32 protein-coding genes and 1 tRNA gene are annotated in these 24,555 nt (G+C 69.6%); 22 read left to right on the forward strand and 11 right to left on the reverse strand.

What is annotated here, in order from left to right; all coding sequences use genetic code 11:
- Nucleotides 1–9 precede the first annotated feature (9 nt).
- From OHT01_RS22770 to OHT01_RS22785, 4 genes are all read right to left on the reverse strand, one after another.
- The gene (locus tag OHT01_RS22770) at nt 10–945 is read right to left on the reverse strand and encodes an alpha/beta fold hydrolase (protein WP_328554971.1); all 936 of its coding nucleotides are present in this window, start codon (nt 943–945) and stop codon (nt 10–12) included.
- Nucleotides 946–1,087: 142 nt separating this feature from the next.
- Entirely contained in the window at nt 1,088–1,954 is an 867-nt protein-coding gene (locus tag OHT01_RS22775) for a MerR family transcriptional regulator (protein WP_328554972.1), read from the reverse strand.
- A gap of 67 nt (nt 1,955–2,021) precedes the next feature.
- Nucleotides 2,022–2,519 carry a glutathione peroxidase gene (locus tag OHT01_RS22780; RefSeq protein WP_328554973.1) on the reverse strand — a complete coding sequence of 166 codons (498 nt, stop codon included), beginning with the start codon at nt 2,517–2,519 and terminating at the stop codon, nt 2,022–2,024.
- A gap of 9 nt (nt 2,520–2,528) precedes the next feature.
- Nucleotides 2,529–3,536 carry an ArsR/SmtB family transcription factor gene (locus tag OHT01_RS22785; protein WP_328554974.1) on the reverse strand — a complete coding sequence of 336 codons (1,008 nt, stop codon included), beginning with the start codon at nt 3,534–3,536 and terminating at the stop codon, nt 2,529–2,531.
- 80 nt (nt 3,537–3,616) lie between these two features.
- On the opposite strand from OHT01_RS22785, the gene OHT01_RS22790 reads away from it, so the two are divergent.
- The 3 genes from OHT01_RS22790 (at nt 3,617) to OHT01_RS22800 (ending at nt 5,792) form a co-directional block, all read left to right on the forward strand.
- A complete protein-coding gene (locus OHT01_RS22790) occupies nt 3,617–4,825 on the forward strand; it encodes an MFS transporter (RefSeq protein WP_328554975.1) in 1,209 nt (402 codons plus the stop codon).
- A gap of 222 nt (nt 4,826–5,047) precedes the next feature.
- Nucleotides 5,048–5,347, forward strand: coding sequence for a hypothetical protein (locus OHT01_RS22795; protein WP_328554976.1), 300 nt, complete (start codon nt 5,048–5,050; stop codon nt 5,345–5,347).
- 184 nt (nt 5,348–5,531) lie between these two features.
- Nucleotides 5,532–5,792 (forward strand): hypothetical protein, encoded by a 261-nt coding sequence (locus tag OHT01_RS22800; protein ID WP_328554977.1) that lies wholly within the window; start codon nt 5,532–5,534, stop codon nt 5,790–5,792.
- Nucleotides 5,793–6,052: 260 nt separating this feature from the next.
- On the opposite strand, the gene OHT01_RS22805 is transcribed toward OHT01_RS22800, so the two are convergent.
- Together OHT01_RS22805 and OHT01_RS22810 are read right to left on the reverse strand one after the other, a co-directional pair.
- The gene (locus OHT01_RS22805) at nt 6,053–7,414 is read right to left on the reverse strand and encodes a sensor histidine kinase (RefSeq protein ID WP_443043540.1); all 1,362 of its coding nucleotides are present in this window, start codon (nt 7,412–7,414) and stop codon (nt 6,053–6,055) included.
- Between the two features lie 79 nt (nt 7,415–7,493).
- Nucleotides 7,494–8,171, reverse strand: a complete 678-nt coding sequence (locus OHT01_RS22810) for a response regulator transcription factor (protein ID WP_328554979.1) — start codon at nt 8,169–8,171, stop codon at nt 7,494–7,496.
- A 135-nt stretch (nt 8,172–8,306) separates the two neighbouring features.
- Between OHT01_RS22810 and OHT01_RS22815 the strand changes: the two genes are divergently transcribed.
- The gene (locus OHT01_RS22815; RefSeq protein WP_328554980.1) at nt 8,307–8,912 is read left to right on the forward strand and encodes a PepSY domain-containing protein; all 606 of its coding nucleotides are present in this window, start codon (nt 8,307–8,309) and stop codon (nt 8,910–8,912) included.
- 370 nt (nt 8,913–9,282) lie between these two features.
- Here OHT01_RS22815 and OHT01_RS22820 read toward each other — a convergent pair whose 3' ends face one another.
- From OHT01_RS22820 to OHT01_RS22830, 3 genes are all read right to left on the reverse strand, one after another.
- Nucleotides 9,283–10,443, reverse strand: coding sequence for an MAB_1171c family putative transporter (locus OHT01_RS22820; protein WP_328554981.1), 1,161 nt, complete (start codon nt 10,441–10,443; stop codon nt 9,283–9,285).
- Nucleotides 10,440–10,826, reverse strand: a complete 387-nt coding sequence (locus OHT01_RS22825; protein ID WP_328554982.1) for a hypothetical protein — start codon at nt 10,824–10,826, stop codon at nt 10,440–10,442. The genes OHT01_RS22820 and OHT01_RS22825 overlap by 4 nt, the downstream gene beginning before the upstream one ends.
- 341 nt (nt 10,827–11,167) lie before the next feature.
- Entirely contained in the window at nt 11,168–11,620 is a 453-nt protein-coding gene (locus OHT01_RS22830) for a helix-turn-helix domain-containing protein (RefSeq protein ID WP_328554983.1), read from the reverse strand.
- A gap of 215 nt (nt 11,621–11,835) precedes the next feature.
- Between OHT01_RS22830 and OHT01_RS22835 the strand changes: the two genes are divergently transcribed.
- The 13 genes from OHT01_RS22835 to OHT01_RS22895 all read left to right on the forward strand — a co-directional run bounded on the left by OHT01_RS22835 (nt 11,836) and on the right by OHT01_RS22895 (nt 20,433).
- Nucleotides 11,836–12,903, forward strand: coding sequence for a ParB/RepB/Spo0J family partition protein (locus tag OHT01_RS22835; RefSeq protein ID WP_328554984.1), 1,068 nt, complete (start codon nt 11,836–11,838; stop codon nt 12,901–12,903).
- 160 nt (nt 12,904–13,063) lie between these two features.
- Nucleotides 13,064–13,720, forward strand: coding sequence for a sporulation delaying protein family toxin (locus tag OHT01_RS22840; protein ID WP_328554985.1), 657 nt, complete (start codon nt 13,064–13,066; stop codon nt 13,718–13,720).
- Nucleotides 13,721–13,831: 111 nt separating this feature from the next.
- Nucleotides 13,832–14,389, forward strand: a complete 558-nt coding sequence (locus OHT01_RS22845; RefSeq protein WP_328554986.1) for an SdpA family antimicrobial peptide system protein — start codon at nt 13,832–13,834, stop codon at nt 14,387–14,389.
- Nucleotides 14,380–15,396 carry a sporulation-delaying protein SdpB family protein gene (locus OHT01_RS22850; RefSeq protein WP_328554987.1) on the forward strand — a complete coding sequence of 339 codons (1,017 nt, stop codon included), beginning with the start codon at nt 14,380–14,382 and terminating at the stop codon, nt 15,394–15,396. Before OHT01_RS22845 ends, OHT01_RS22850 begins: the two co-directional genes overlap by 10 nt.
- A gap of 4 nt (nt 15,397–15,400) precedes the next feature.
- On the forward strand, nt 15,401–16,336 hold the full coding sequence (locus OHT01_RS22855) for an ABC transporter ATP-binding protein (protein ID WP_328554988.1): 936 nt from the start codon (nt 15,401–15,403) through the stop codon (nt 16,334–16,336).
- Entirely contained in the window at nt 16,333–17,169 is an 837-nt protein-coding gene (locus tag OHT01_RS22860; protein WP_328554989.1) for a hypothetical protein, read from the forward strand. The genes OHT01_RS22855 and OHT01_RS22860 overlap by 4 nt, the downstream gene beginning before the upstream one ends.
- A 61-nt stretch (nt 17,170–17,230) precedes the next feature.
- The gene (locus OHT01_RS22865; RefSeq protein WP_328554990.1) at nt 17,231–17,542 is read left to right on the forward strand and encodes a hypothetical protein; all 312 of its coding nucleotides are present in this window, start codon (nt 17,231–17,233) and stop codon (nt 17,540–17,542) included.
- A gap of 18 nt (nt 17,543–17,560) precedes the next feature.
- Nucleotides 17,561–17,779: a hypothetical protein gene (locus OHT01_RS22870; RefSeq protein WP_328554991.1), complete on the forward strand. Its 219-nt coding sequence runs from the start codon at nt 17,561–17,563 to the stop codon at nt 17,777–17,779.
- 409 nt (nt 17,780–18,188) lie between these two features.
- Nucleotides 18,189–18,256, forward strand: a tRNA-OTHER gene (locus tag OHT01_RS22875).
- Nucleotides 18,257–18,470: 214 nt separating this feature from the next.
- Complete coding sequence (locus OHT01_RS22880) at nt 18,471–18,752, forward strand: hypothetical protein (protein ID WP_328554992.1); 282 nt, start codon at nt 18,471–18,473, stop codon at nt 18,750–18,752.
- Nucleotides 18,753–18,907: 155 nt separating this feature from the next.
- Entirely contained in the window at nt 18,908–19,195 is a 288-nt protein-coding gene (locus OHT01_RS22885; protein WP_328554993.1) for a hypothetical protein, read from the forward strand.
- On the forward strand, nt 19,134–19,826 hold the full coding sequence (locus OHT01_RS22890; RefSeq protein WP_328554994.1) for a tyrosine-type recombinase/integrase: 693 nt from the start codon (nt 19,134–19,136) through the stop codon (nt 19,824–19,826). The genes OHT01_RS22885 and OHT01_RS22890 overlap by 62 nt, the downstream gene beginning before the upstream one ends.
- A 139-nt stretch (nt 19,827–19,965) precedes the next feature.
- Nucleotides 19,966–20,433, forward strand: coding sequence for a DUF4240 domain-containing protein (locus OHT01_RS22895; protein WP_328558224.1), 468 nt, complete (start codon nt 19,966–19,968; stop codon nt 20,431–20,433).
- Nucleotides 20,434–20,439: 6 nt separating this feature from the next.
- Here OHT01_RS22895 and OHT01_RS22900 read toward each other — a convergent pair whose 3' ends face one another.
- Complete coding sequence (locus OHT01_RS22900) at nt 20,440–21,195, reverse strand: GntR family transcriptional regulator (RefSeq protein WP_328554995.1); 756 nt, start codon at nt 21,193–21,195, stop codon at nt 20,440–20,442.
- Between the two features lie 78 nt (nt 21,196–21,273).
- Between OHT01_RS22900 and OHT01_RS22905 the strand changes: the two genes are divergently transcribed.
- The 5 genes from OHT01_RS22905 (at nt 21,274) to OHT01_RS22925 (ending at nt 23,357) form a co-directional block, all read left to right on the forward strand.
- Nucleotides 21,274–21,552 carry a hypothetical protein gene (locus OHT01_RS22905; RefSeq protein ID WP_328554996.1) on the forward strand — a complete coding sequence of 93 codons (279 nt, stop codon included), beginning with the start codon at nt 21,274–21,276 and terminating at the stop codon, nt 21,550–21,552.
- Between the two features lie 126 nt (nt 21,553–21,678).
- Complete coding sequence (locus tag OHT01_RS22910) at nt 21,679–21,876, forward strand: hypothetical protein (RefSeq protein ID WP_328554997.1); 198 nt, start codon at nt 21,679–21,681, stop codon at nt 21,874–21,876.
- 217 nt (nt 21,877–22,093) lie between these two features.
- Nucleotides 22,094–22,318: a hypothetical protein gene (locus OHT01_RS22915; protein ID WP_328554998.1), complete on the forward strand. Its 225-nt coding sequence runs from the start codon at nt 22,094–22,096 to the stop codon at nt 22,316–22,318.
- Nucleotides 22,315–23,058: a GntR family transcriptional regulator gene (locus OHT01_RS22920; RefSeq protein WP_328554999.1), complete on the forward strand. Its 744-nt coding sequence runs from the start codon at nt 22,315–22,317 to the stop codon at nt 23,056–23,058. The genes OHT01_RS22915 and OHT01_RS22920 overlap by 4 nt, the downstream gene beginning before the upstream one ends.
- The gene (locus tag OHT01_RS22925) at nt 23,055–23,357 is read left to right on the forward strand and encodes a hypothetical protein (protein ID WP_328555000.1); all 303 of its coding nucleotides are present in this window, start codon (nt 23,055–23,057) and stop codon (nt 23,355–23,357) included. The genes OHT01_RS22920 and OHT01_RS22925 overlap by 4 nt, the downstream gene beginning before the upstream one ends.
- Nucleotides 23,358–23,901: 544 nt before the next feature.
- Here OHT01_RS22925 and OHT01_RS22930 read toward each other — a convergent pair.
- Nucleotides 23,902–24,150: a DUF7660 family protein gene (locus tag OHT01_RS22930; protein WP_328555001.1), complete on the reverse strand. Its 249-nt coding sequence runs from the start codon at nt 24,148–24,150 to the stop codon at nt 23,902–23,904.
- Between the last annotated feature and the right edge of the window lie 405 nt (nt 24,151–24,555).

The following is a 24,555-nucleotide window of genomic DNA, read 5'->3' on the forward strand; positions in this document are numbered from 1 at the left end:
GGGCGGGCACTAGAACCGCTCGAACGGCCCGCAGTACGGCAGGCCCGTGTCCTCCGGCCGCCCGTCGCGGAAGAACCGGACCAGCAGGTCGCAGAGGTCCTCGGGCCGCTGGAGATGGGCCAGGTGGCCGCACTCCGTGAGCGTGGTGAAACACGCGCCCGGCAGGTCCGCCGCGACCGAGCGGACCAGGTCGGGCGTGGTGAGCGTGTCGTGCTCGCCGGTGAACACGAGATACGGGACGGCGGGGACGGGCGCCCGCCGGTACCACTCGTGGGCCAGCAGCCGCCGGTTCCGCTCGACCGTCACGGCGACGTCGCGCGGGGTCTGCGCCGCGAACTGCTGGTACATCAGCCGGGTCAGCGCCGCGTGCTTGCGTACGGTGCGGTCGCCGGGCGGTGGCACGAAGCACCGTACGAACTCCTCGGCGGTCTCCTCGACGCGTCCCTCCTCCAGGAGCCGCACCCATCCCACCAGCGCCTCGGCGAACCAGACCGGAATGTGGTCCGACATCCCCTGCACGGCGACCCGGCGCAGCAGCTCCGGATACCGCTGGGCGAGCCGGAGGCCGACCGCCCCGCCGTAGCAGCCGGCGTACAGGTTCACCGGGCCGAGCGCCAGCTCGCGCAGCATGTGTCCCGCGCACTCGGCGAGAAAGTCGATCCCGTGCTCGACGGGCAGGAAGTCCGCGTCCCCGAACCCGGGCAGATCCACGGTGACGACCGTCCCGAGCTCCCCCAGCCACCGCTCGTGGCGCATCCACGAGTAGCGCGTCTGGTCCGACCCGCCGAGCACGAGCAGCGGCTCGGTGACGGGGGTGCCGTACCGGGCGATCCGGGCCGTGTACGCGTAGCCCTCCCACGAGAGCCGGCGCTCCGCCACTTCCGTGGCTGCCCCGCCTCCCGGCGCCGGGAGGAGAACGTTGACCGAGGAAGCGACAGAAGGCACAGCGAACTCCCGAGAGGGGACGAGACCACCGAAACTCCCACTCGTACACGGCTGCCGGGTGCGGCGCCGCAATGACACACGAAGGTGGGCGCTGCACCACACGAAGGTGGGCGCGGCGCGGCAGCCGCGCCACGCCCTGGCCTCACTTCACCGGGAACGCCACGTCGCAGACCGCGTCCTCGGGTCCCGCCGCGTCCCAGTCGGCGAAGTAGATCTCCCGGCACGGGCCGTCGACGGACAGCCCCCGCCCGGTGATCCAGCTCTCGACCGCCTCGAAGGCGGCCAGGATCTGCGGGTGGGCGACCTGGGCCTTGTTGATGCGGACAAAGGCGATGCGCCGGGCCGGTTCGACCCGGACCTCGGCCCCGGTGGCCCGGCCCCGACCCTGTGCCCAGGCCCGTGCCGCGGCCTCGTCGGTGACCGGCACGCATGCCTCCGCCGGCCCGTCGCTCTCCGTGCTGACCTCGGCGTGGTACACGACGAAGGGCGGGCCCGTGACGCCCCCGGCCTCCCGGGCGCCCTCCTCCAGCCGTCCCAGCGAGCCGGGGATCCACACCGGCAGTTCGGGCGCCAGGACGTGCCGCTTCTCGGCCAGCACGACCTGCTCGGGCAGCTCGGCGGTCTCGACGACGAACTTCTCGTTCATTTCGGAACTCCTCCCGGAAAGACGTCCACGGAGGTAGCCGGCGAGCGCCCGCTGCGAGGCGAACCGCGCCTCGGCACCGTCCCAGTACGCGGCCAGCAGCGCGGCGGCTTCGCCGCCGGGTGCCTCCACCACGTCCGCGATCCGCGCCAGCGGCATGTCCAGCTGGCGCAGCAGCGCGACGAGCCGGGCCCGTTCGGTCTGCCCGGCGCGGTAGTAGCGGTAGCCGCTGACCTCGTCGACGTACGCCGGGGGCAGCAGCCCCAGCCGGTCGTACAGCCGCAGGGCCTTCGCCGAGAGCCGCGCCCGCGAGGCGAACGCGCCGATGGTGAGCAGGTCCTTGTCCACCCTGTCATCCTCCGTCACCGGGCGCCTTCCGCCCGGTGACAGGGACGCTCTCCCTTGCCCCTGGGGCAAGGTCAACGGCTGGGGCTCAGCCGATCGCCTTCTCGACCGCGGAGACGAGCTCCGCCGACTCCGGCTCGGTCTGCGGGGAGAAGCGGCCGACGACCGTGCCGTCCCGTCCGATCAGGAACTTCTCGAAGTTCCAGCGGATGTCGCCGGAGTGGCCCTCGGCGTCGGCGGTGCCCACCAGACGCTCGTACAGCCCGTGCCGCGCGTCGCCGTTCACCTCGACCTTCTCGGTCATCGGGAAGGTCACGCCGTAGGTCGCGGAGCAGAACTCGGCGATCTCCTCGGAGCTGCCGGGCTCCTGGCCGAGGAACTGGTTGCAGGGCACGCCGAGGACGGTGAAGCCCTGGGCGGCGTAGCGCGCCTGGAGCTGCTCAAGACCGGCGTACTGCGGGGTGAGACCGCACTTGGAGGCCACGTTCACGATGAGGACGGTCTTGCCCGCGTACTGGGAAAGATCGGCGGAGCCCCCCTGGAGGGCCCCGATCTCGACGTCGAGCACAGAGTTGTCAGTAGTCATAAGCGGATGCTAACTCCGGTAGGTGACGGGTCCGCCGGTCCCGCCGGCCGGGCCCTCCCGCTGCGCTGTGACAAGCACCTCACCGGCGGCCGTCCGCGAGTACAGCACCGACCGTCCCGCCCGTCGCCGCTCCACGAGCCGCGCGTCCAGCAGCACCCGCAGGTGCCGGCCGACGGAGCCCAGCCCCTGCCCGGTCACGGCGACGAGCTGGCTGGTGGACAGCGGTGAGTCGAGGAGCACGAGGACACCGGCGCGGGCCGTCCCGAGCAGCGCCCCGAGACCCTCCGGCACCGCGGCCGCCCGTACGTCGGCCAGCGCCCCCGTGCACGGGTAGACCACGGCGTAGCGGCGGGACTCCTCCCAGGACACCCAGCCGGCCTTCGGCGTGACGGGCACGAAGAGCAACCGGGCGCCGGAGATCTCGCGCGGCGGGTACTCGTGGAGGTTGACCTGGAGCCGGTTGCCGCCGAGCCAGCGCGTCCCGGGCCGCAGCCCGTCCAGCGCCGCCGCCCAGCCGCCCTGGCCCAACTGAGCGGTCCGTGCCACCACATCGGCCTCCAGGACGCGTCGCCGTCGTTCCCAGTCGGGGCGTACGGACTCCTCCCACACGGCGGTGAGGAGCGCGGCGGCCCGCTCGGGCAGGTCGTCGCGGTCCGCGAGACGGGCGGGCAGCGGACCGCCCACCGAGCGGGCGAGATGCGCGCGGGCCTCCTGGGGCGAGGCCTCCCGCACCCGGGCGACCTCGGCCTCGAAGGTCTCGTCGCCGTACGGGGTCGGGGTCAGGAAGTCGGCGATCCACTCCGGCCCGAGCCCGCAGCGCACGAGGAGCGCGGTGACGGGGTCGGCGGCCAGCCGCTTCCGGTACGCCGGCAGATGGACGCCCAGCCAGGCGCGCTCACCGGGGTGCGTGGCGGCCCCCGCGTGCAGCAGCTTCAGACAGGCGAACGTCTCGGCGAGCGGCGACAGCACGAACCGGCTCCCGGCGAGCGTGTCGGCGTTCACCTGCCACCAGCCCATACCGCCACCCCGTATCCCTGGACGTTTCGCCGGTGCGCGAAACAATATCGGCCGCCCGTACGCCCCCTCAGACTCCGCGCATGCGCAGCTACTCCGAGCTCTTCCGCACGCGGGAGTTCACCCCGCTGTTCCTGTCCTCCTGTTTCAGAACGGCCGCCTCGACGGTGAGCGGTCTGGCGCTCGGCACCCTGGTGTACCGGGCGACCGCCTCACCGCTGCTCACGGCGCTGAGCATGTTCGGCCCCTCGCTCGCCCAGATGGTCGGCGCGACCACCCTGCTCTCGGCCGCCGACCGGCTGCCGCCGCGCGCCACGGTGGCGGGCATCGCGCTGGCCTTCGGGCTCGGCACGGCGGCCATGGCGATCCCGGGGCTCCCCATCCGGACGCTCTTCGCCCTGCTCCTGCTCCTCGGCCTGATCCAGTCCTTCGGCGGCGGGGTCCTGTGGGGCCTGCTGAACGAGATCCTCGCCAAGGAGGGCTATCTGCTGGGGCGTTCGGTGTTCAACATGATGAGCGGGATCGCCCAGATCACCGGATACGCGACCGGTGGCGTCCTCGTCGCCCTGCTGTCCCCGCGCGTCACGCTCGTCCTGGCGGCCGGGCTGTACCTCGCGGCGGCCCTGACCGCCCGGCTCGGCCTGACACCCCGCGCACCCCGCGCCTCGGGCCGCCCGTCCATCGCCCGGACCTGGCGCACGAACGCCCGCCTCTTCTCCTCACCGGAACGCCGCACCCTCTATCTCCTGCTCTGGGTGCCGAACGGCCTGGTCGTCGGCTGCGAATCGCTGTACGTGTCGTACGCGCCGAGCCGGGCCGGCGCGCTGTTCGCCTTCGCGGCGCTCGGCATGTTCGCCGGGGACGTGACGACCGGCCGCCTGCTGCCGCCCCGGGTGCGCGCCCGGCTGGGCATCCCGTTCCTGCTCCTGCTCGCGACGCCTTACCTGCTTTTCGTCCTCCGTCCGGGCGTGGCCGTGGCCGCCGGTCTCGTCGCCGTCGCCTCGGTCGGCTTCGGGTCGAGCCTGATCCAGCAGGAACGCCTGGTGGCGCTCATCCCCGACGAGATCGGCGGTCACGGCCTCGGGCTCCACACGGCGGGCATGCTCACGATGCAGGGCGTGAGCGCCGCACTGGCGGGCGGAGTCGCCCAACTCACCTCACCCGCAACGGCGATGACGGTGATGGCCGCCGCCTCGATCACCGTGACACTGACCCTGGCCCCGGCATTGCTCCGCCGGGCGGCGACGCCCTCGGATCACCGGCCCCCGGATCATCGCCTGGCATCGCCCTGACCGGCCCCGGAGTGCGGGACCTCAGCGAGCGTACGAGGCCCTCCGCGGGCGCCGGTGTGCCTCCGCACGCTCTGTCCGGCACGGCTCGGCGGGTGGAACGATCCCGGTGCTCGCCACCGGCGGGGGAACGCCTTTGGCCGTCGTGGAGGTGTGAGCGGCGGCGAGTGGATGTTTGCTGGTCCGAGAACGGCGCGCACCACTTCGAGCGGTAAGGGGCTGGACATGGCGATGGTGATGTCGATGCACTGGGCGGGAGTCACGCCGGAGCAGTACGACACGGTGCGGGACGCGGTCGACTGGGAGCAGGTTCCGGCGGCCGGTGGTCAGATGCACGTGGCCTGGTTCGACGCCCAGGGACTGCACGTCACCGATGTCTGGGAATCCCAGGAGGCGTTCGAGGCCTTCTTCGCCGAACGGCTCGGCCCGGCGATCCAGAAGGCCGGCATGACCGGTGCGCCCGACACCAGCTTCAGTCCGCTGCACCGGCGCTTCATCGCACCCGACGTCACGGGTGCCGCGTAGGAGGGACACGGCACGCCGGTTCCGATCCCGCCAGGGCGGGTGGCGCGGTCGCGTCGCTGACCCCGCCGGCCGGTCGAGTCCTGGAGGAAGCCCCCGGCGCCTCGGCCGGGGGCTTCACGGGAGTCCGGGTGAGGCCCCCACGTCGTTTTGGCGCAACTCCGGATCGATGTGCCACGGTTCGGCCATGAGCAACGACTACGACCGCATCCGCACGGGCATCGAGTTCATGACCGCCTACGTCTCCGGGAACGAGATGTTGACGGCGTACGTGGCCGAGCGGCGACGCGAGGACCCCATGGCGGCCGAGACCATGATGGACGGCTCCGCGGCCCTGTGCGCCCTGCTGCTCCGGAAGATGGCGAAGGACACCGGGCAGACGGAGCACGCGATTCTGCAGGAACTGGCCCGGGGCATCTACCGGCACGAGCAGAAGTCCGACGACTGACCGGACCGGGAGCCCCACGGCCGTTCAGGGGCGCGTGTGCGGCGCATCGAGGCATATCGCGTTCTCCCCGCGTGCCTCGGATGTGGTGCCGTCGACCGCGGGAGTTCCCTCCGGGCACGGGCTGCACCCGCTGCCCCTGCTGCGGGAACGGGGGGTACTGCTGCGGGTGTTGCGGGTCCTGCGGGGCGGCGGGGGGTGCCGGAGGCCGGGCTCGGCCACCGGCTGATCCACCGCCAGGAGCGATGGATCAGCCCGATGGATCAGTCGGCCGGAACGGCCTCGGGGGAGAGCGGGAGACGGGCGACGATGCGGGCGCCGTGCGGGTGGGGCTCGGCGGTCAGGGTGCCGTGGTGGTGACCCGCGATGTCACGGGCGATGGCCAGACCGAGGCCGGCTCCGCCGAGGTCCCGGCTGCGGGCGTCGTCCAGGCGCGTGAAGCGCTCGAAGACCCGGTCACGGTCGGCCTCCGGAATGCCCGGTCCGTCGTCGCTCACCTCCAGCACGGCCGTGTCCGTGGCCCGATCGGCTCGCAGAGTCAGTTCGATGCGCCGGTCGGCATGGCGCTGGGCGTTGTCGAGCAGGTTGGTGAGGAGTCTGGTGAGCCGGCTGCGGCTGCCCTCGATGGTGACGCCGGCCTGCAGCCCGGCGTCGATCAGGATCCGGTCGCCGTGGCGCGCCGCGAGGGTCGTACGGCACAGGTCGGCCAGGTCCAGCGGACCGCTCTCGACGGGCTCGGCCGCGTCCAGCCGGGCCAGGAACAGCAGATCGGCCGCGAGATCCTGGAGCCGTACGGTGTCCTCCAGGACCTCGCTGACCAGATCCGGCCACAGCTCCGGGTCCGGGTGGGCGAGGGCGACCTCCAACTGGGTCCGCAGAACGGTGATGGGGCTGCGCAGTTCGTGCGAGGCGTCGGCGATGAACCGGCGCTGCCGGACGACCGCGTCCTCCAGGCGGTCGAGCGTGACGTTCATGGTGCGGGCGAGCCGGGCGATCTCGTCCTGGGCGTCCGGTACGGGCACCCGGCGGTGCAGCGCGTGCCCGGTGATCTCGGCGACCTCGGACCGGATGGCCTCCACCGGGCGCAGCGCTCGGCCGGTCACCCACCAGGTGACCAGGGCGACGGTGGCCAGCAGCAGCGGGGCGCCGATGCCCAGCACGACGGAGGTGATCTCGTCCGCCTGGTCCGCGTCCCGCAGCGAGGTGCCCGCGTACACGGTGACCGTGCTGCCGGGAGTGGTGGCGGTGACGGCGACGATCCGCTGGCGGTGTTCGTCGCCGAACGGCTCGCCGGACCAGGTGGCGCGCAACGGGCCCTCGTCCGTGCGGAGATGACCGATGGGAGGGCGGCCGGTGAGGTTCTGGCTGGCGGCCACCACATGGCCCTCGGCGTCCACGACCTGGATGAAGTCGGCCCCGGGGGCGACGGGCAGCAGGTCGGGGAGCGTGCCCTGGGCGGCCAGCCGCCCCACCTTGTCGGCCTGCTGGGTGGCGGTCTCCTTGGCGCTGCGCTGGAGGTTGGCGTGCAGGATGCCCATGAGCGCGAGGGAGACCGCGGCCAGCGCGAGGGCGACGACCGCGGTCGCCCCGAGCGTCGCCCGGGCGCGCACCGATCCCGGCCACAGGTGTCGCGCGAGCCGCACGGCGCCGGTGCGCAGGCGCCGGACAGCGGCCACGGTCCCGTCGCGACCCGGGAGGAATCGCCTAGCCACCGCCGGCCGCCAGTCGGTACCCGGCGCCCCGGACGGTCTCCAGGGCGGATCGCCCGAACGGGGCGTCGATCTTGCGGCGTACGGCGCTGACGTGGACCTCGACGAGATTGAGGTCCGCCTCGAAGGCCGAGTCCCAGACGTGCTGGAGGATCTCGCGCTTCGTCACCACCTCGCCGGCCCGCCGGGCGAGGTACTCCAGGATGGCGAACTCCCTTGTGGTGAGCCGTATTTCGCTTCCGTCGCGGGTGCAGGTACGGCGGGCCGGATCGATCACCAGGTCACCGAACTCCAGGGTCGGCGGGAGCCGGCGGCCGGTGCGACGGTGCAGTGCGCGGAGCCGGGCGACCAGGACGACGTAGGAGAACGGCTTGGACAGGAAGTCGTCGGCACCGGTGTCCAGCGCCTCGGCCTCGTCGTACTCGCCGTCCTTGGCGGTGAGCATCAGGATCGGTGTCTCGCTCCCGGCCGCGCGCAGCTTGGCGCAGACCCGGTAGCCGTTGAGGCCGGGCAGCATGATGTCGAGCACGATCACGTCATAGCCGTGCTCCAGGGCGAGCCAGAGCCCCTGGTTCCCGTCATGGGCGACATCGACGGTGAAGCCCTCGGCCGTGAGGCCTCGCTGCAGGGCGGCGGCCAACCGCCTCTCGTCCTCGACCACCAGTACGCGCACGGAGTACAGCCTCGCATGCCGTGCGGGCGGTGCCTGAAGAAGCCTTCAGCCACCTTCAGCCTGGCTTCAGCAACGGTGCTCCAAGCTGACGCGGCAGCCGGCACCGGGCCGGCCCAGACGATCAGGAGCACGAGCATGTCCCAGCCCGTCCCACCGGAGCAGTCCGAGCCCTACGAGTCCCACGAGTCCGACGAGTCCCAGCCGTCCACGTCGTCCCGGAAGCGTCTTCCGCGCCTGCCGCGGCTGGGGCGGAGCCGCTGGCTGGCAGTCGGCGTCGGGGTCGTCCTGCTGGGCGGAGCCGTGGCCGGCGCCGCCGCGGTCGCCGTTCATGACCACGGCGAGAAGGGTGCCCGCATGCGGGTCGAGGCTGTGCCCGGCTGGAAGGGCGGCGAGCGCCTTGTCCGCGGGGAGGACCGAGGCGAGAGCCGCTTCAAGGACGACGAGGCCAGGCCGTACCAGAACACCGGGAGCGGCCCCGACAGCCCGAACACCCTGAGCGGTCTCGCGCCCGCGCCGGTCCCGACGGTGTCGGCCGCCAAGGCGATCGAGGCGGCCGGCAAGGCGGTCCCCGGTGGCAAGCCGGACGCGCTGCGCGTGGTGGTGCAGCAGGGCGGCGGAAGCGGCTGGGAGGTCGAGGTGCTCGGCACCGACGGCGTCCGGCACCTGGTGACCCTCGACGGTGCGACCGGCGCGGTGACCGGCAACACCGTCGCGCCCGCCGCCCTGAGCGCCGGCCGCTGAAGAACGCGCCGCTCCTGAGGACCTGACACGGCAGCCCGCGGCGGCAGCCCGCCGCGGGCGACGAGAAAGGGCCGACCCGGGAGGAATCCCACACCTTCCCGAGCCGGCCCGCAGCCGTGTGCCCGGGCGGGCTCGGAACCCGCGGGACCCGCTTCAGGAGTTCGGCCGAGCGGCTGTCGTACGGGCCTCGTGCCTGTGCCAGTGCCAGTGCCAGTGCCAGTCCGGCCGGACTGGCGGCTGCGTGGTCATCACCGGTTGGTTTGCTGTCTTGCCTGGTCCGGCGTTGGGGTGCGGTGGTCTCGGGTGGCTTTGAGGGGGCTTGGGGAGACTGGGTTCGGCCGCATGCTCATCCGACGCGGCCTTGAGCTCATTACGCCGCCTGCTGCCGGGCGGGGGACGAGGTGCGACGGTGCAGCGCGTCCGACAGCATGACGAGCTGCCGTACGTCCGCGTCCAGGCCCTGCGCCTTCGGTACCGCCACGGCGACTGCGTCGTACGGTGCTTCCCCGCCTTCCGTCTGCGCTTCGAGCGCGGCACACAACCGGTCCGCAAGGAGGTCGGCCGAGGACTCCGAGAGGTCCGTGACCGTCATCTCGGCCTGCCCGAGATAGGGGCTGATGCGTACCAGACCGTCGCGGCACTCGATGGCGCGGCGATAGTAACGACGGTCGACCGCCTGAGGCCGGCGCAGAAGGTCCCATGGCCTGGCACGGTTCTGGTGGAGAGCGTCCTGCGGGTACGCCTCGTGCAGCAGGCTCCACAGCGGATGCAGGCGGTGGTACATGCGGCGGCGTTGCCGGCGCAGGCGGATGACCGAGAGACGGGCACGGGCCGCCGGGTAGCCGACTCCGATGAGGAACAGCGGGATCGCCACGCCGATGATGTGGCCGGAGATCGCGGTGACCGCCGGGGCGACCGCGCCTCCGTGCCAGCGGATCACGGTCAGTGCCGCTCGGATCGCGCTCGCCGCGGCTATGCCCGAGAGGGCGGAGGCCATCAGCCACAGGCCGACGGACAGGGGGCGCGGTGACACTCGCGCATAACGACAGGTCCAGCGCAGGGCCATGGTCAGGGCGTAGACCAGATACAGATCGGCCAGGAGATAGAAGGCCGCCAGGGCGGAGACCCGCATGTCGACGCTTTCGTACCTGCCGCCCGTGTCGTGCCCGGCGGCAGCGATCGTGGCCAGCGAGGTCCCCAGAAGAGTGAGTCCCAGCGGGAGCGCTTCCCAACGGGCGCGTATGCGCCCTCTCCGCGGATCCGTCGCGGAGTACAGGTAGAAGCACATCAGCCAGAAGACCATCGCGAACGCGAAGGCGTTCTGCACCAGTCGCGGCGCTCCGGGCCCGCCGACGGAGCGGATCATCCTCGCGGCGGGCGGCAGCGCGAGTCCGAAGGAAGCGGCCGCGCTCGCCAGACACAGAGTCACGGCACGCAACGGAGCATCATGCGGGGACGTGACGATCTGACGGATCTTCCAGCCCAGGGTCAGGACGAACACCGTACCGACGACGAGTGCCAGCGCGATCACTGCCAGCCCTGCCGATCGCCAAGTGCGGACCGGACGCGATCGACCGACGGGTTCACGGACGAGGGCGAGTCGACGTAGTCCAGTACAGAGGCCCATTCGAGGATGATGGTGGCGACCAACTCGGCCTCGCGTTCGTGCTCCTCGTCGTACGAGGTGCGCCAGAGAGTCTTCTTGACGACGTCGGCGGAGATGTCGGGCAGTAGCTGACGGATCTCGTTGCCGGACACCGTGCTCCTGTGGTCCGCCATGATGTGCCCGACCTCGTGCAGGATGATGTGGTCCTGGTGGACCTTGCTCGTCTCGCGCTGATAGAGGATGTAGTCCGCCGTTCTCGTCGCGATCCAGACGCCGAACGGGCCGGGGATGGGCAGCGGATACGGCACGAGGCGGATGGGCCGTCCGCGACGCTCTCCCAGACGCCGGCACAGTACGTTCACCCGCAACGGCGTCTCGATGCCGAGGGATTGAAGCTCCCGTCTGCAGCGCCGCCGCAGCTTGCGCTCGTTCAAAACCGTCCTCTCGTATGTCTGACCTCCGTGCCGCCGGTCGGGCAGCATGAGCTCAGGTGGGGGTAACCAGAGGGAAACTCTGGGCAGTTCACGGCTCCGCGTGATGCACGGCCGTCCCGTGGTGGCCGTGATCAGCATCCGTGTGAGCGGCTGCTTCTGTGTGCGTTTTTACGTGTGTGTCGTCTATCTCACGTACGCGACTGGTGTCGCCCGAGTCACGGTGTGTCCTGCTGTTCCGCCTCCGCCTGTTCGAGGCGGTAGACCACGTCGAGGAGGTCCATGACCTGTTTGCGGCGCTCGGCGGAGAGCTGGCCCGCCCGCATCGCCATCAGCCTGACGTCGCTCTCCGGCGAGGAATCGGCCAGGCGCGCCTGGGTCTCGGCCAGCAGATTCAGTTGTTCGGCGACACGATTGCTCGTTTCCGTGTCGAGGAAGTAGGCGGTGGGCACGCCGAAGAAACCGGCCAGTGCTTCCAGGTGCTTGAGCGTCGGGTTGGTCTTGATGCCCTTACGGAGCTGCCAGATGTAGCTCTGGGAGATGGTGACGCCGGTGCCCCTGATGGCGGCCGCGGCCTGCTCATTGCTGTACTCGTGGCCCACGTCGGGCCGTACGTTCGCAAAGAGCTCGTTGAGCTTGTCCGCAAGACTGCGGTCCGCCCCGTCGACCATGGGTGCCTCCCCGCACTCTTCCACTGTGGTGAATGGGGACAGAGTGTAGCGATGCCATACCAGTTGAACCAGGCCAACCCGTGGTCTAGGGTCTTGACGCACGACGATCTCAACTGTGGTGAAAGTCCGGACCGTTGAACTCTGCACCTGAGTCGACGGACGACCACCGGGCCGCAGCCATTGGTTGGCTCCACTCAGGGGGAGAGGATGCTGTGGTGTCGGCAACGTCGGTGGCGGGGGAGATCGCTGAGGGAGCGATCGATCCGGCAATACCGAAAGAAATCGGGGGAGTTCTCGACCGGACAGTGGAGCGGGTGCCCATCCGCCTGCTGACAGGAGTGAGTTCACCCCGCACAACGGGCGCGGACGACCGGCACGTACGGGCGCTCGCCGAACTGGACGTACCCTTGCCGCCCGTCGTCGTGCACCGCCCGACGAAGCGGGTGCTCGACGGGGTCCACCGGATCAGGGCGGCGGAACTGCGGGGAGAGAGTGACGTCGAGGTTCGCTACTTCGACGGTGGCGAGGAGGAGGCCTTCCTGCTCGCTGTCCAGCTCAACTCGGTGCACGGCAAACCGCTGTCGGTCGACGACAGGACCGCCGCCGCGCGGCGCATCATCGCCTCGCACCCGCACTGGTCGGACCGGCGCATCGCCTCGGTGACCTGCCTGTCGGCCAAGACCGTTGCGGTCCTCCGGGGGTGTTCGACCGGAGATGGGCCGCAGTCGAACAAGCGGGTGGGTCTCGACGGCCGTGCACGACCGCTGCGTCCGGCAGAAGGGCGCCTGCACGCGGGCGAGTTATTGGCGCAGGACCCGAACCTCTCGCTGCGCGAGCTCGCCCGGCGAGCGGGGGTGTCCGTGGCGACGGCGAGCGACGTACGTCAACGCTTCCTCCAGGGCCGGGCGTTGTTGCCGCCCAGGCTGCAGGCCGGTGAACGGGCGGAGGGCGGCGGGCCCAGACCCCGCGGTCATGATGACGACGACGGTCCGAGGGGCACGGGCGCCACCGGCGGTTTGAACGGCACCGGCGGCTCCGGCGGCGCGGGCCGCTCCCCGAGCCCCGCCCTGCTCGAAAGCCTGCGCCGCGATCCCTCCGTACGGCACTCCGAATCGGGGCGCAGGTTCCTTCAGCTGCTCAGCCTTCACCCGGCAGGCCCTTCTGGATGGCAGAAGCTCGTCCATGACGTCCCGGCCCACCGCGCCGATGTCGTCGCGCGTATCGCACGGGATTACGCGGAGGCGTGGCTCCATGTCGCGCGCGCACTGGAAAGCGATGCCTGACGACTTTTGCAATAACCCCAGTGTCTCCAGATCTGGTTGAGCATTCCTTGCCGTCGAAAAGCTGCCCGAATAGCCTTCTGAATCGCTTGAGGATTCCTCAACTCCCGTAAGTCCACGGGAATTCTGGGAAATCTCTTCAACGAACAGGGGAAGTTCCATCATGAGAATCAAGAAGCCGCTGATCGGTGCCGTCCTCGCCGCCACCATGGTGGCCGGCGCCGCCGGCACCGCGTCGGCGCACGCCCGGGCGCCGCACACCGCCCCGGTCGCCGCGGCCAGGGCGGAGCAGGGCTACTCGGACAGCGACGTGGTCGCCTTCCTGGTCTTCGGCCAGGGCAAGGCCGCCAAGGACCACCCGGAGCTGGCCCAGCAGATTCGCAGCCGCCGCTCCGACACCTCGGTGACGCACGCGCAGCTGTCGTACCTGATGGCCAAGCTGCACCAGGCCGATCCGGCGTTCCACGCCAAGGTGACGGAGGCCGTCCAGGCCAAGGACCCGTTCGTGGTGCAGCGGGGCATGGTGGCACTGAACGACGACCTCAAGGCGGCCATCGCCTCGGACAGCAAGGCCAAGAGCCTCAACAGCGCCGACATCGCGCGCCCCAACGGCTGGGTGTGGACCAAGTCCAACATCGTGACCGTGGCGAATGTCGCGGCCGGCATCAACGTCGCCGTGGGCACCAATGTCGCCGCGGGCGCGGAGGTCGTCGTGGTCGTCGTGATAGCCCCGGCCGCGGCCAGCTACGGCTTCGACCTGAAGCAGTCGGACCAGCTCGACGAGAACGACTTCGTCGCGGCTGTCACTTCCGCGCTCTGATTCCTGTGCGGGGGTGGCCTGCCGCGACCGCGGCGCGGCAGGCCACCCCGCCCAGGGGCATCAGCCCGGCTGGAGCGTTCCGTCCATTACAGGGGGAAAGGAAAACCGCGCATGTCGACGTCTGTCGCAAGGCGGCAGCTGTACATCTTCGCGACCACGCTGGCGGTCATGGTCGCCTATCTTCTGGTCGCGCTCTTCTACACGCTGCCGAGCAACGCCCTCAGCAGCCGCCATTCCAAAGGCGCACGCCAGTACTTCAATGAGGTCACCCCGCAGGTCTGGGCCTTCTTCACCAAGGATCCCGAAGGTGTCCAGATCGGCACGTACGCCTTCGACGGAAAGCACTCCAAGAATCTTCTGAAGACCCCGCAGGGCAGCCCTTCGAACCTCTTCGGACTTGACCGCACCCAGCGCGCCCAGGGTCCCGAGATCGCCTACATCAACACCTCGGTGACCCAATGGCAGCCATGCGCGGGCAATTTGGACGTCTGTCTGCACGAAGCGGCCGCACGCCCCGCCGAGAAGGTCAAGAACCGCAACCCCGTGCGGACCGTGTGCGGGGATTCCTTCATCACTCAGGAACGCGTCGTGCCCTGGTCGTACCGGAACCTGGTGCCGTACGACCGGCACGTCACCAGAATCGCCCACCTGGACGTCTCATGCTCATAGCCGCCCGTACAGCCCTTTCCGGACTTGTCGAAGAGCAGTCCGCTCGGCTCCAACTCCGCCTCTCCACCTTCGACTTCCGCTCGCGCTGGTTCGGCGTGGGACGCTCACTGATCTGTTTCGCCGAGCTGACGGTGGTCCTCGTCACCCCGTCGAAGGCGCTGCTCACCCCAGTTCTGACCATCAGCGACGGCGCCCGCTGTGGGGGAGTGCGTGCCGCGTCCGCGTACTGTCTGGTGGGCGGCACCTCCCATGCGGAGTACGCCCGTTGGATCCTGGTCGCCGCGCTTCTCGTGGCCGCCGTCGGATACCGGCCGCGCTGGACGGCGATCCCGCAGCTGTGGGCCATCTACTCGATCGCGGTGAGCATCACCGTGCCTGACGGCGGCGAATCCGTGGGCCTGATCATGTCGCTCCTCATGCTGCCGATTCTCCTGACGGACAACCGGACTTGGCAGTGGAGCCCGCCGTCGAAACCGCTGCACCAGTCCGCGCACGCGATCGCCTACGCCGCCTTCTGGGCGGTCAGACTGCAGCTCGCGTACATCTATCTCGACACCGCCATCAGCAAGTTCGGAGTCGCCGACTGGGCCAACGGGACGGCGGAGTACTACTTCCTGCGCGACAACATGTTCGGCGTCGCCAAGCCCTGGGACGGGCTGCTGCTCACGCTCTCCAAGTACCCCCTGGTCGTGGTCGGCATGACCTGGGGCGCGCTCGTCGTCGAACTTCTCATCGCCGTCTGCATCCTGGGCTCCGACCGTTGGCGCAGGGTGGGGCTGGCGCTCGACATCCTGCTGCACGGCTCGATCATCCTGCTGATGGGACTGTGGAGCTTCGCCCTCGTCATGATCGGCTGCTCGGTCGTCGCGTCGATGCCGCTGCTGCGTACGACGCCGGCCGAGACGTCCGACGAACAACTCCCCGCCGGGCAAATCCCTGTTGAAAATGGCACCAATGACAGGTCAGTTGACCACTCGGTCGGCCGCTCATCCGCAGTGCTACGTTGAATCGGTGGCCAAGCTGGAAGTGCTGAATGTGTCCGCAGGTTACCGGGGGCGGCCGGTGCTCTGCGATGTCAATCTCGAATACGGCGCGGGAATTCACGTATTGCTCGGCCCGAACGGCGCCGGCAAGACAACGGCGTTCCGTGTGCTCGCCGGGATTCTCGCGCCCTTCGAGGGCACCGTCCTCGTGGACGGCACCGACCCGCACACGCACACGGAGACCAAGTCCCTGATCGCCCTCGCCACCCACCGCTCGGCGCTCGCACCACGCCTGAGCGTCGTGGACAACCTCCGGTACTGGTCACGCGTCCTCGGCCTGCCGCCCAGGTCCTCGGAGGAGCGGATCGCGGAGGTCCTGGACCTGCTTGGCCTCACCGACCTTGCGGACCGCCGGATCGGCAGCCTCAGCCGCGGCCAGAACCAGCGCGCGGGCCTGGCGAAGGCGTTCCTGGGACGCCCGCCGATCCTTCTCCTGGACGAACCGATGTCGGGCCTCGACCCGACGACGACCGCTCAACTCACCGATCATCTGCGGAGGTTGGCGGACGAGGGGCACACGGTGGTCGTCTCCACACACGCCCTGGCCGACGCGAACCGCTTCGCCGACGACGTGACAGTGCTGCAGCAGGGACGCATCGTGGGCCGAGGTGATCCGGCCACCCTGCGCACCGCCCTGCTGGGCAGCGCCTACCGGCTGCGCGTCCGAGGCTCCGGTGACGTGCCGGCGGTCCTCGACCGGCTGGGCCTGCGCTACGAGGAGCAGCACGGTGCCGTGGTCGTGGAGGTGCCCGACGAGCGGGCGGCGGAGTCGCTGGTCGCCGATCTGGTGAGGGAGGGCATCGGCGTACGAGAGGTAGTACCCGCCCGCAACCCGCTGGAGGACGTCTACCAGCAACTGCAGACGGACATGCCGGCACCGGCGAACGGAAGGCGCACCCCGTGAAGCGACGCGGACTCCCCTTCGACGTGACCCGGGCCAGGGTCCTGGCGTCGGCGCTGTTGTGGCGGATGAGACGGGAACGGCTGCGGAACTTCGCCACGGTGTTCCTGCCGTTCGTGCTGACGGTCGCCTCCGTGATCGTCCTGCCGCTCGTGTCCGACGACGCGGACATGAACGGTGCAGCCAGCAGCGGCCGGCTCGGCGCGCAGTACGGGGCGCACGGGGACGCGGTCGCTGCCGGGCTGCTGCTCGTCCTGATGCCCGGCGTCATCGCCCTGCACGGAACGGTCGGGGCGGGCCTCGCGGTGCGCAACGTGGTCGGCGCGGAGGCTGGGGTCGGCGCCCTTGAGGCGATGCTCGGCGCCCCGTACAACCCGGCGAGCATCGCGGGCGGACTGCTCGGCTACGTACTGGTCGTCACGACGGCCCAGTGGGCGGTGATGAGCGCCCTCGGCGCCCTCGCTCTCGCCCTGTCCAGCGTCCTGCACCACGACAGCCTCACGCCGGACGCCGGCTATTTGACACTCGCCCTCCTGCTCCCGCTCCTGGCCACCTGGGCGGGCGCGGCCCTCGCCCTCCTGCTCAACCTGCTCTTCCCCCGCCTGTCCCAGCCCGGCGCCGGCGCTCTGGCGGGCAACGGCGGCGGCCTGGTCAGCCTGGCCGCGATGCTGCCCGGCTTCGGCGCCCTCCTGGCGATGTCCATGGCTCTGGACCCGCTGGGCCCGACAAGGCTGCTGTTGTACGCGGGCGGGGCGACCGTACTGATCACGGCGGGCAGCCTGGTCGGCATCGCGAGGGGATTCCGCCCGGAGTCGGTGCTGTCGTCGTCGGCGTGAGAGAGGCCGACGCAAGGCGCCTGCTGGACCGCAACCAGTCAACTAGGCAAGAAAATCGGTGATGTTCATGGTGAAGGTCCTGGTCGACATCCGTCCCTCGCTGGTGGCGCTCCCCTTCCACCGCGCCTTCACGCGACCGGTCGTGGAGATCGACGGGGTCGAGTGGCCGGCGAAGTGGGGCACGACGGAGGTCCCGGTCGAGGAGGGAGCCCACGAGATCGCCGTGTTCTTCCGCTACAAGGGCCAGCGATCGGCCCGACTCGGCGTAGGCACCGATGAGTTGACGGTGCACGACGCCCCAGGCACACAGCCACGGGTAACTGCTCGCCTGGGTCCACGCAACGGCAGCAGCTTCAAGGTCACGTCCGCCTGAGGCGCCAAGGAGGCACACATGCCCCAGAAGTCGATCGTGCAGTGCACGGCGGGACACCTCTACACGGCCACATGGATACCGTTCCTCGGCTTCAAGTCCCTACGCCTCACCCCGTCCGCGCGCTACGCCCGCTGCCCGGTGGGGAAGCACTGGGCGGTGGTCAGCAGGCCCGACCAGTCGGCCCTCACCGAGGAGCAGCTCGCTGCGGCGGGTTCGCACGACGCGGGCTGGATGTAGGCACGAAGCAGACGAAGCCGGCAGCGTCACGGAGGCGGACTTCGGTAGGCGCCGGTTTGAATCCGGCAGTTCGGTCGTGCACGAGTCCGGCTCCGGCTACGTCTTCACCACCCGCACCGGCCGCCAGGTCGAGCCGCGGAACGTCTGGCGTCTACGTCGTCGTCGGAGCCGCAGTCGTCATCATTTCCACCTTCGGCTCCGTGCTGTGGTGGCGCCGCTCCAAGCGACGCCCGCCCATCAGCCCCGACGAACAGACCGGTATCGCCGCCATCCCGCCCGCGTGAGCCAGGCGCGCCCGGCTTCCACGGCCCGCGGCCAGCTCGATCCGAGCGCGACGCCCAACCCTGCGGGGCTCATTCTGAAGATCCGGCGAGGGGAGCTCCGTAGGTCGACGGAGTCTCAATGGGCGAGTCGAGTGGTGCACGGTCTTGGAAACCGTCGTGGCGCGAGTCGCCGTGGGTTCAAATCCCACACCCACCGCAGGTGAACGGCCCCTGACCAGGTAAATCGGTCAGGGGCCATGCTCGTGGGCGTTGTCCGCCAGTGACCGTGACTCCCTGCTGCTTCCCGACCGAACGGGCCCAGGAGGGGCACGGGCACAGTCCCAGATGTACGGAGCCAAACAGGTTGCGACTGTCCGATCCGTCCCGCAGTCCCGTGTCCGTCCGCGCGCAACAGTCGTTCCCTGGGCATGACCAAGATCTTCAGTAGAACCCTCGGAGTCGCGGCCGTCGTCGGCGCCTTCGCCCTTGCCGCTGCCGCACCCGCGTCGGCCGACCCCAACCCCATGAGGGACGACATCAGAGTCAGCCAGACTGCCAGCGGCAACGAAGGTGCCGACAGCGGAAACGACGGGTTGCTCAGCAACCACAACAGCGGCAAAGGCAACTCTGCCACCAACAACATCGTCGACCCATCGAACGTTGCCCTGATCAACACGGTGAAGCGGCTAGGAGGCTTCCTGGTGCTCTGAGCCAGGCCACCGGTCTTCTCCCTCTCCGCCGGGTGGGTCGTCCATCTGTACTGCTGGAGCCGACCGCCCCAGCCCGCGCGGAGCGGGCCGAAGGCAGGAGCGTCGCGCGGAGCGGAGCCGGGAGCGCGCCCGGTGGAGCGGAGCGCAGCCGGGTCTTGATCACGACGAGGCAGGTCCGGGCCTGGCGTACGGCGTGCCTCGCGCGGACCGGTGAGCCGACCGCGGTCAAGGCGTACCAGATCATGCGGGCGATCCTGAACACGGCCGTTGACGATGAGCTGATCCGCCGGAACCCGTGCCGGATCAAGGGCGCCGACCGCTACGACGTACCGGAGCGTCCCACCCTCACCGTGGCGGAGGTGTTCGCCGTGGCCGACGCGATTGCCCCGCGCTACCGGCTGCTCGTTCTCCTGGGCCGCGTTCACCGGACTGCGCTTCGGTGAGCCGGCCTCGCTCCGCCGGCGGGCCGTCGACACGACGAACGCGACGCTCATGGTCCAGCGCTCACAGGCGGAGATGCAGACGGGCGCACTCTTCGACAAGGCGCCCAAGTCCGATGCAGGGGCTCGGCCCGTGGCCTTCCCGACTGAACTCCTGCCGGACGTGAAAAGTCACCTCGACAGCTTCGCTGGGGCCGGCCGTGACGGACACGTGTTCCTGGGCCACCGGGGCGGGCGGCTGCGGCGGAGCAACTTCCGCGACGACTGGAGCAGGGCGCGGGCCAAGGCGCGGGCCAAGGCGCGCATCACCGCAGACGTGCACTTCCATGATCTACGGCATACCGGCAACACCCTGGCCGCATCAGGTGCGAGCCTGCGGGACCTGATGACCAGGATGGGTCACAGCACGCCCCGCGCGGCGCTGATCTATCGGCACTTGGTCAGTGGCCGTGACCGTGAGATCGCCGATCGGCTCGGCTCGATGATCCGCAAGACGCGGGGCAGACAGACGACTAGCGGACCTTGTGGCACGGCCGCGTTCATACGAAAGGGCCAGTTCGAGAGGATCAAGCCTCTGAACTGGCCCTTAGTCGTGTGCCCCCGGCAGGATTCGAACCTGCGACACCCGCTTTAGGAGTTCGATCTATGCCCGCCCCAGGTGCCGTTGTCGGCAGGTCCGGCGGTCGTGCGGGGGCGCTGATGTATGCCACCGTCCGGCCTCGTTGATGTCAGCCGTGGATGTCAGACGGCTCTGGCATCCTGCGCCAGTGACAATGACATGGGCTGCCTTCTGGGCACTGATAGCCACCCTGAACGGCGAAGCCACGGAGGCGAGCTGCCTGCGCCTGGCCGAGGAGCTGAGTCGCCGTTCCGTCCCCGACATCATCGGCTTCGCGGAACGTCATGCCGAGGCTCTCTACCGCTTGGACCAAGAGAAGTTCGGGACGCTTCCGGTTGCCGACATGACGGACCGGAACGGCGAGCCCTTCCCACAGTCCGCTGATGTGTTCCTGTACGCCCGTTGCGCTGTTGTCGCCGCGGGACGAGCCGTATGGGAAGGCGTCTTCTTCGACGTCGACAAGTTCGCCCCGTACACCTCCACCGAGTTTGACGGGGAGTGGCTGCTGTACGTGCCGGATCAGGCGTACGAACTCGCTACCGGGAAGGAGTGGGACCGTTTGACCCGGTACTGCTGCGAGAGCTACTCCAACAGGGATGGATGGCCGGACCTGGAGAGCTGAGATGGACTACCGCTTGATGGGGATCTCGTAGACGATCTCGCAGTGGGCGGCGGGCACGATGATGTCCGCTGTTTCGACGGGGCGTCCTTCATCGCTGTAGTACGTCCGCCGGATGTGTGTGACGAGCGCGGCCTTCTGGATGCCGAGCAGCGACGCCTCCTCGGCGGTCGCCTGCCTCGGCTCCGGCTGCTCCACGGCGTGGCTGACGGTGACACCGATGGCGGCCATCCGGTTCACGACACCCTCCCCGGCGTGCGGCCCTCCCTCGGGGAGGACGACGAGAGTCCCGGCGGTGAGGTCGTACGGCTCCCAGCTCGTCGACAGTTGTACGGGCCTGCCGTCAGCCATGAACTCGTACACCGTCCGGACGCACAGCTCGCCCTCGACGACGCCGAGCCGGGTCGCGATCTCCGCTGGAGCCGGCACCTTGGCGTCGGTCCGGCTCTCCCAGTCACCCTGTCTGCCCAGCGCCTTCATGTCCGCCCGGAACGGGGACCCTTGGGGCTGCTCGCGCGCCGATGAACGCACCACCCGCACCCGCTTCCGGGGCTCGGCGACGTACGTGCCCGATCCGGCCCGCCCCTCCAGCACGCCCTGGGAGATGAGCAGTTCCTGAGCCCTGCGCACCACGTTCTCGCCCACGCCGCATTCCTGGCCGATCTGGGCGCGGGACGGGAGGCGGTCCCCCGGCTCCCATACGTGCTCCGCGATCCGCCGCCGGAGTTCGTCGGCGATGCGGAGATAGGGCGGCTGCTCAGGCATATGGAAAATCTAGTCCACTAGCTCTAATCTAGTTAACTAGCTTCACGCAAAGTGATTGCCGGTGATGGAGGCTGCCCTGTGCCCGCTTCGGGAGTTAGCGCGGCGGCCCTCGCTGCCCGGCTGTCCGCCATCGGGCTCCTCGCGCGCCTGGAGGAGCACGCCTTACACACGTCAGTCGAAGCGGAGGTGCCGGAATCGCTCTCCGTCGAGTCCTGGCGGGAGGTCCTGGAAGTGGTGGCCGAGGCAGATCGGTTCGGGCTCCTCGCCACCAGCCTGAACGGCCGCACCCTCTGGGCGGTCGTACGCAAAACGGTCCCCACGACGGGCGATGTCGGGGGACCGGGCCATCAGCGATAGGAGCTGAACAGCGTGCTCAACCGTATCCGCCGCGCCGTATTTCTCACCAGGGCGCGTCATTGCGCCAGGGGCAGGCACCGCCGCCCTTTAACGGCCGTCCGTCCGCCGACCTCTTCCACATTCCCCATGTCCGCTGACGCGTCGACGGTCATCTTCGGCCAGGCTTCCACCGACGCGGACCACCGTCACTCGCTCGCGGGTGAGGACATCGCCCTCGTCCGCCCGTACGTGCTGGCCTGGGAGAAGCGCGTCCGCACGCGCTCAGTGGTCGTCGCTCGCCATCTGCCGATCCATGCGTGGTCGGCCCTCACGGGGGTCCACTGATGCCCTCGAAGTCCTCAATGCCGTCTCGCCGACATCTCCACATCGCGGACACCTCGGCCGCGCCCTACCGCTCGACCGCCTGCCGCATCGGCACGCATCCCGCCTGCGCGGAGTCCTCCCCGGCTTCGGCCCCAGTCGACCTTCCCGTGATCTACGAAGCGTGCGACTGCCCGTGCCACCCGGCAGCCGACCGATTCCCCACCGCGGAGGTGGAGCGATGAACGCATGGGCCCCCGGCGGCGCGCTGGTCGCCAGCATCGAAGTCACCGCGACCACCGTGCAGCGCGGCGACGTCATCCAACTCGGCGGCCGTGCCTGCCGGGTGAGAGACCTCTTCCAACTCTCCCAGGGGGCCAAGCAACTGGTCTTCGAGTCGGGCGAGCTGCTGACCATCCACGCGCGCACCCGGCTCGTCGCCGTGCGGTCGCTGAGAAGGCGGTGACCGTGTCCGTGCCCTCTCGTCACCACACCATCGCGGACGACCTCCGCCGCCAGATCGCGACCGGCCGCATCCAGCCCGGCGAACGCCTACGGTCCGAAGCCGACTTGGCAGACCGGTACAAGGTCAGCACGGTGACGCTACGGAGAGCTCTCTCCGTGCTCCAGGTGGAGGGACTCGTCGAGAAGATCCACGGCAAGGGCAACTTCGTCCGCCTCCCCCTCCGCAAGATCATGTACGTCGGCGGCTGGGGAACCCTGGACCCGTGGACCGCGGCCCAAGCGGCTCTACGCGTCACCGTTCGCACCACCACGGTTCAAGCGCACGGACAGCTCACGACCTTGCTCAACGTCCCCGCGGGCAGCCCTCTCGCCGAGTTCTCGTGCCTCAGCCTCGAAGGAGCGTCACCGCACGGACTGGCCCGCATCTACATCCCGCGCGACTTGGCGCCGGCCGGAGTGCTCGGCGAAGAATCCGCGTACGGGGAAGCGGCCACGAGATTCGCCGTACTTGGTCCTGCGCCGGCCGCTGTCCGGGAGACGGTATGCGCCCGCCCACCGACACCCGACGAAGCATCAACCCTTCGGATCGGCTCCACCGTGCCCGTCCTCGCCATCACACGCACCGCGACCGACTCCGCCGGGCGCGTTGTCGAAGCCGCACTGCTGGCCTTCCCCGGCGACCGCATCGACGCGGTCTTCACCACCCACCACGTCATCGACGAGAGGCAGACGCAAGGATGACGACACAAGACGAACTGCGACTCCTCCCGTGGTCGGGCCCCGGCGGAAACCCCTGCTACCTGAGCACCGACGACCGGGACGGCTTCATGTCCCGCCTAGCGGACAACATCGAAGCGGTCCAACTCGGCACGGCCGCCGAGCTGCTGGAGCGAGCCTCCGAAACGCTCGACGACCAGGACACGGACCCGGAGGAGAAGCAACGCCTGGCGAAGGAACTGACCGGGGCCCTACGAGACGTCCTCCGCGTCGCGATCAGCCGCGGTCACCTGCTGGCGGTGAACGAACCACACGGCACCTGAAGAAGCGTCCGCACAACGGCGCCTGTCGATGACGGCCCTCCCTTCTGCACGGGGAGGGGAGCCCGAAGACCATCCGGGGCTCCCCTCCCCGTCATGCTGTACCGACCTGGTGCAGACGCGTCGCACACCGAGGCAGAGGCGAACCCTTTTGCGACCGCCTGAACCTCAGCCACCGAAAGTCAGCCACGACGGCGGGCGCGCCAACCGACCAGGCGCGCGTGTCCCTCGCTGCACCCCCACCACGCTCAGCCATGCAGCCTGGTGACGTCCACCAGAGCGAGTAGCGACGGCGACTTCTTCGTCCGAAGCAACTTGGGTGCGTGCGCCGCCTTGGGGCGGTGTGGATATGAGCTGTAGCGATGGTCCGTGGGTGTCCGCCGATGTTCGTCGGCGTTGTCACGCAGTTAGACACTCGCCCGAGGTACGAGCCGGCGCTTAGAAGGCGCTTGGCCCGTACGCTCGCAATCGAGCCCTGGCCTGGACAATCACCCGCGCCGACGACGGCTTGCCACCCGACTTTGACAGGCATTCGACACGGCCCGGACTACTCGTAGATGGTCGCCGCTCGCAGAGCTCGTGCGAAGAACCTCCAGTCACCGCTGGCCGGCAACTCGCGGCCCGTGTTGCTGTACCAGCCGTCCGCGTCGTCGATCCATGCCGCCAAGGCCTCCAGGAAGCTTGGGAGGTCAGCGTTCTCCCATGAGCTTCCATCCTCGGCATGGCTGCGATGCAGGGAACGAACGAAAGCTGCCAGGTCTTCTCTGCTGTCGACGTGATCAGGAGAAGTGGTCATGCCCGGACCCTACTTGGCATGCCAGCTCCGGGGCTCGGTGAGCACCGCCGGGTAAGTTCGGTCTACCTCGGCGTCGGCTGGGCCCAGCTGCGCACACGAGAGTCATCTACGGTCACCCAAAGGTGCGGCTGTCCGTGGTCGTTGATGTCAGCGCTGGATGTCAGCCGAACAACTCCGGCACAGGGCAGATCTCCAAGGGCTCGTCCGGCCGATCCGCCCAGCTCCACCAGACGTGCCGACTGGCACACCCCCACAGTGATCGGCACGTCCGCCGGCCATCGTCCTCGCGCTTGGAGAGCACGAGGCCACCCGACTTCATGGGTCGGCTGCACTCAGGACAGGCCGGAACAACGCTGGGCATGCGCTGCACACTAACCCGAGCCCCCTTACCCCGGGGAGGCCCCA

The sequence above is a fragment of the Streptomyces sp. NBC_00358 genome, from assembly GCF_036099295.1.
Classification (GTDB): Bacteria; Actinomycetota; Actinomycetes; order Streptomycetales; family Streptomycetaceae; genus Streptomyces.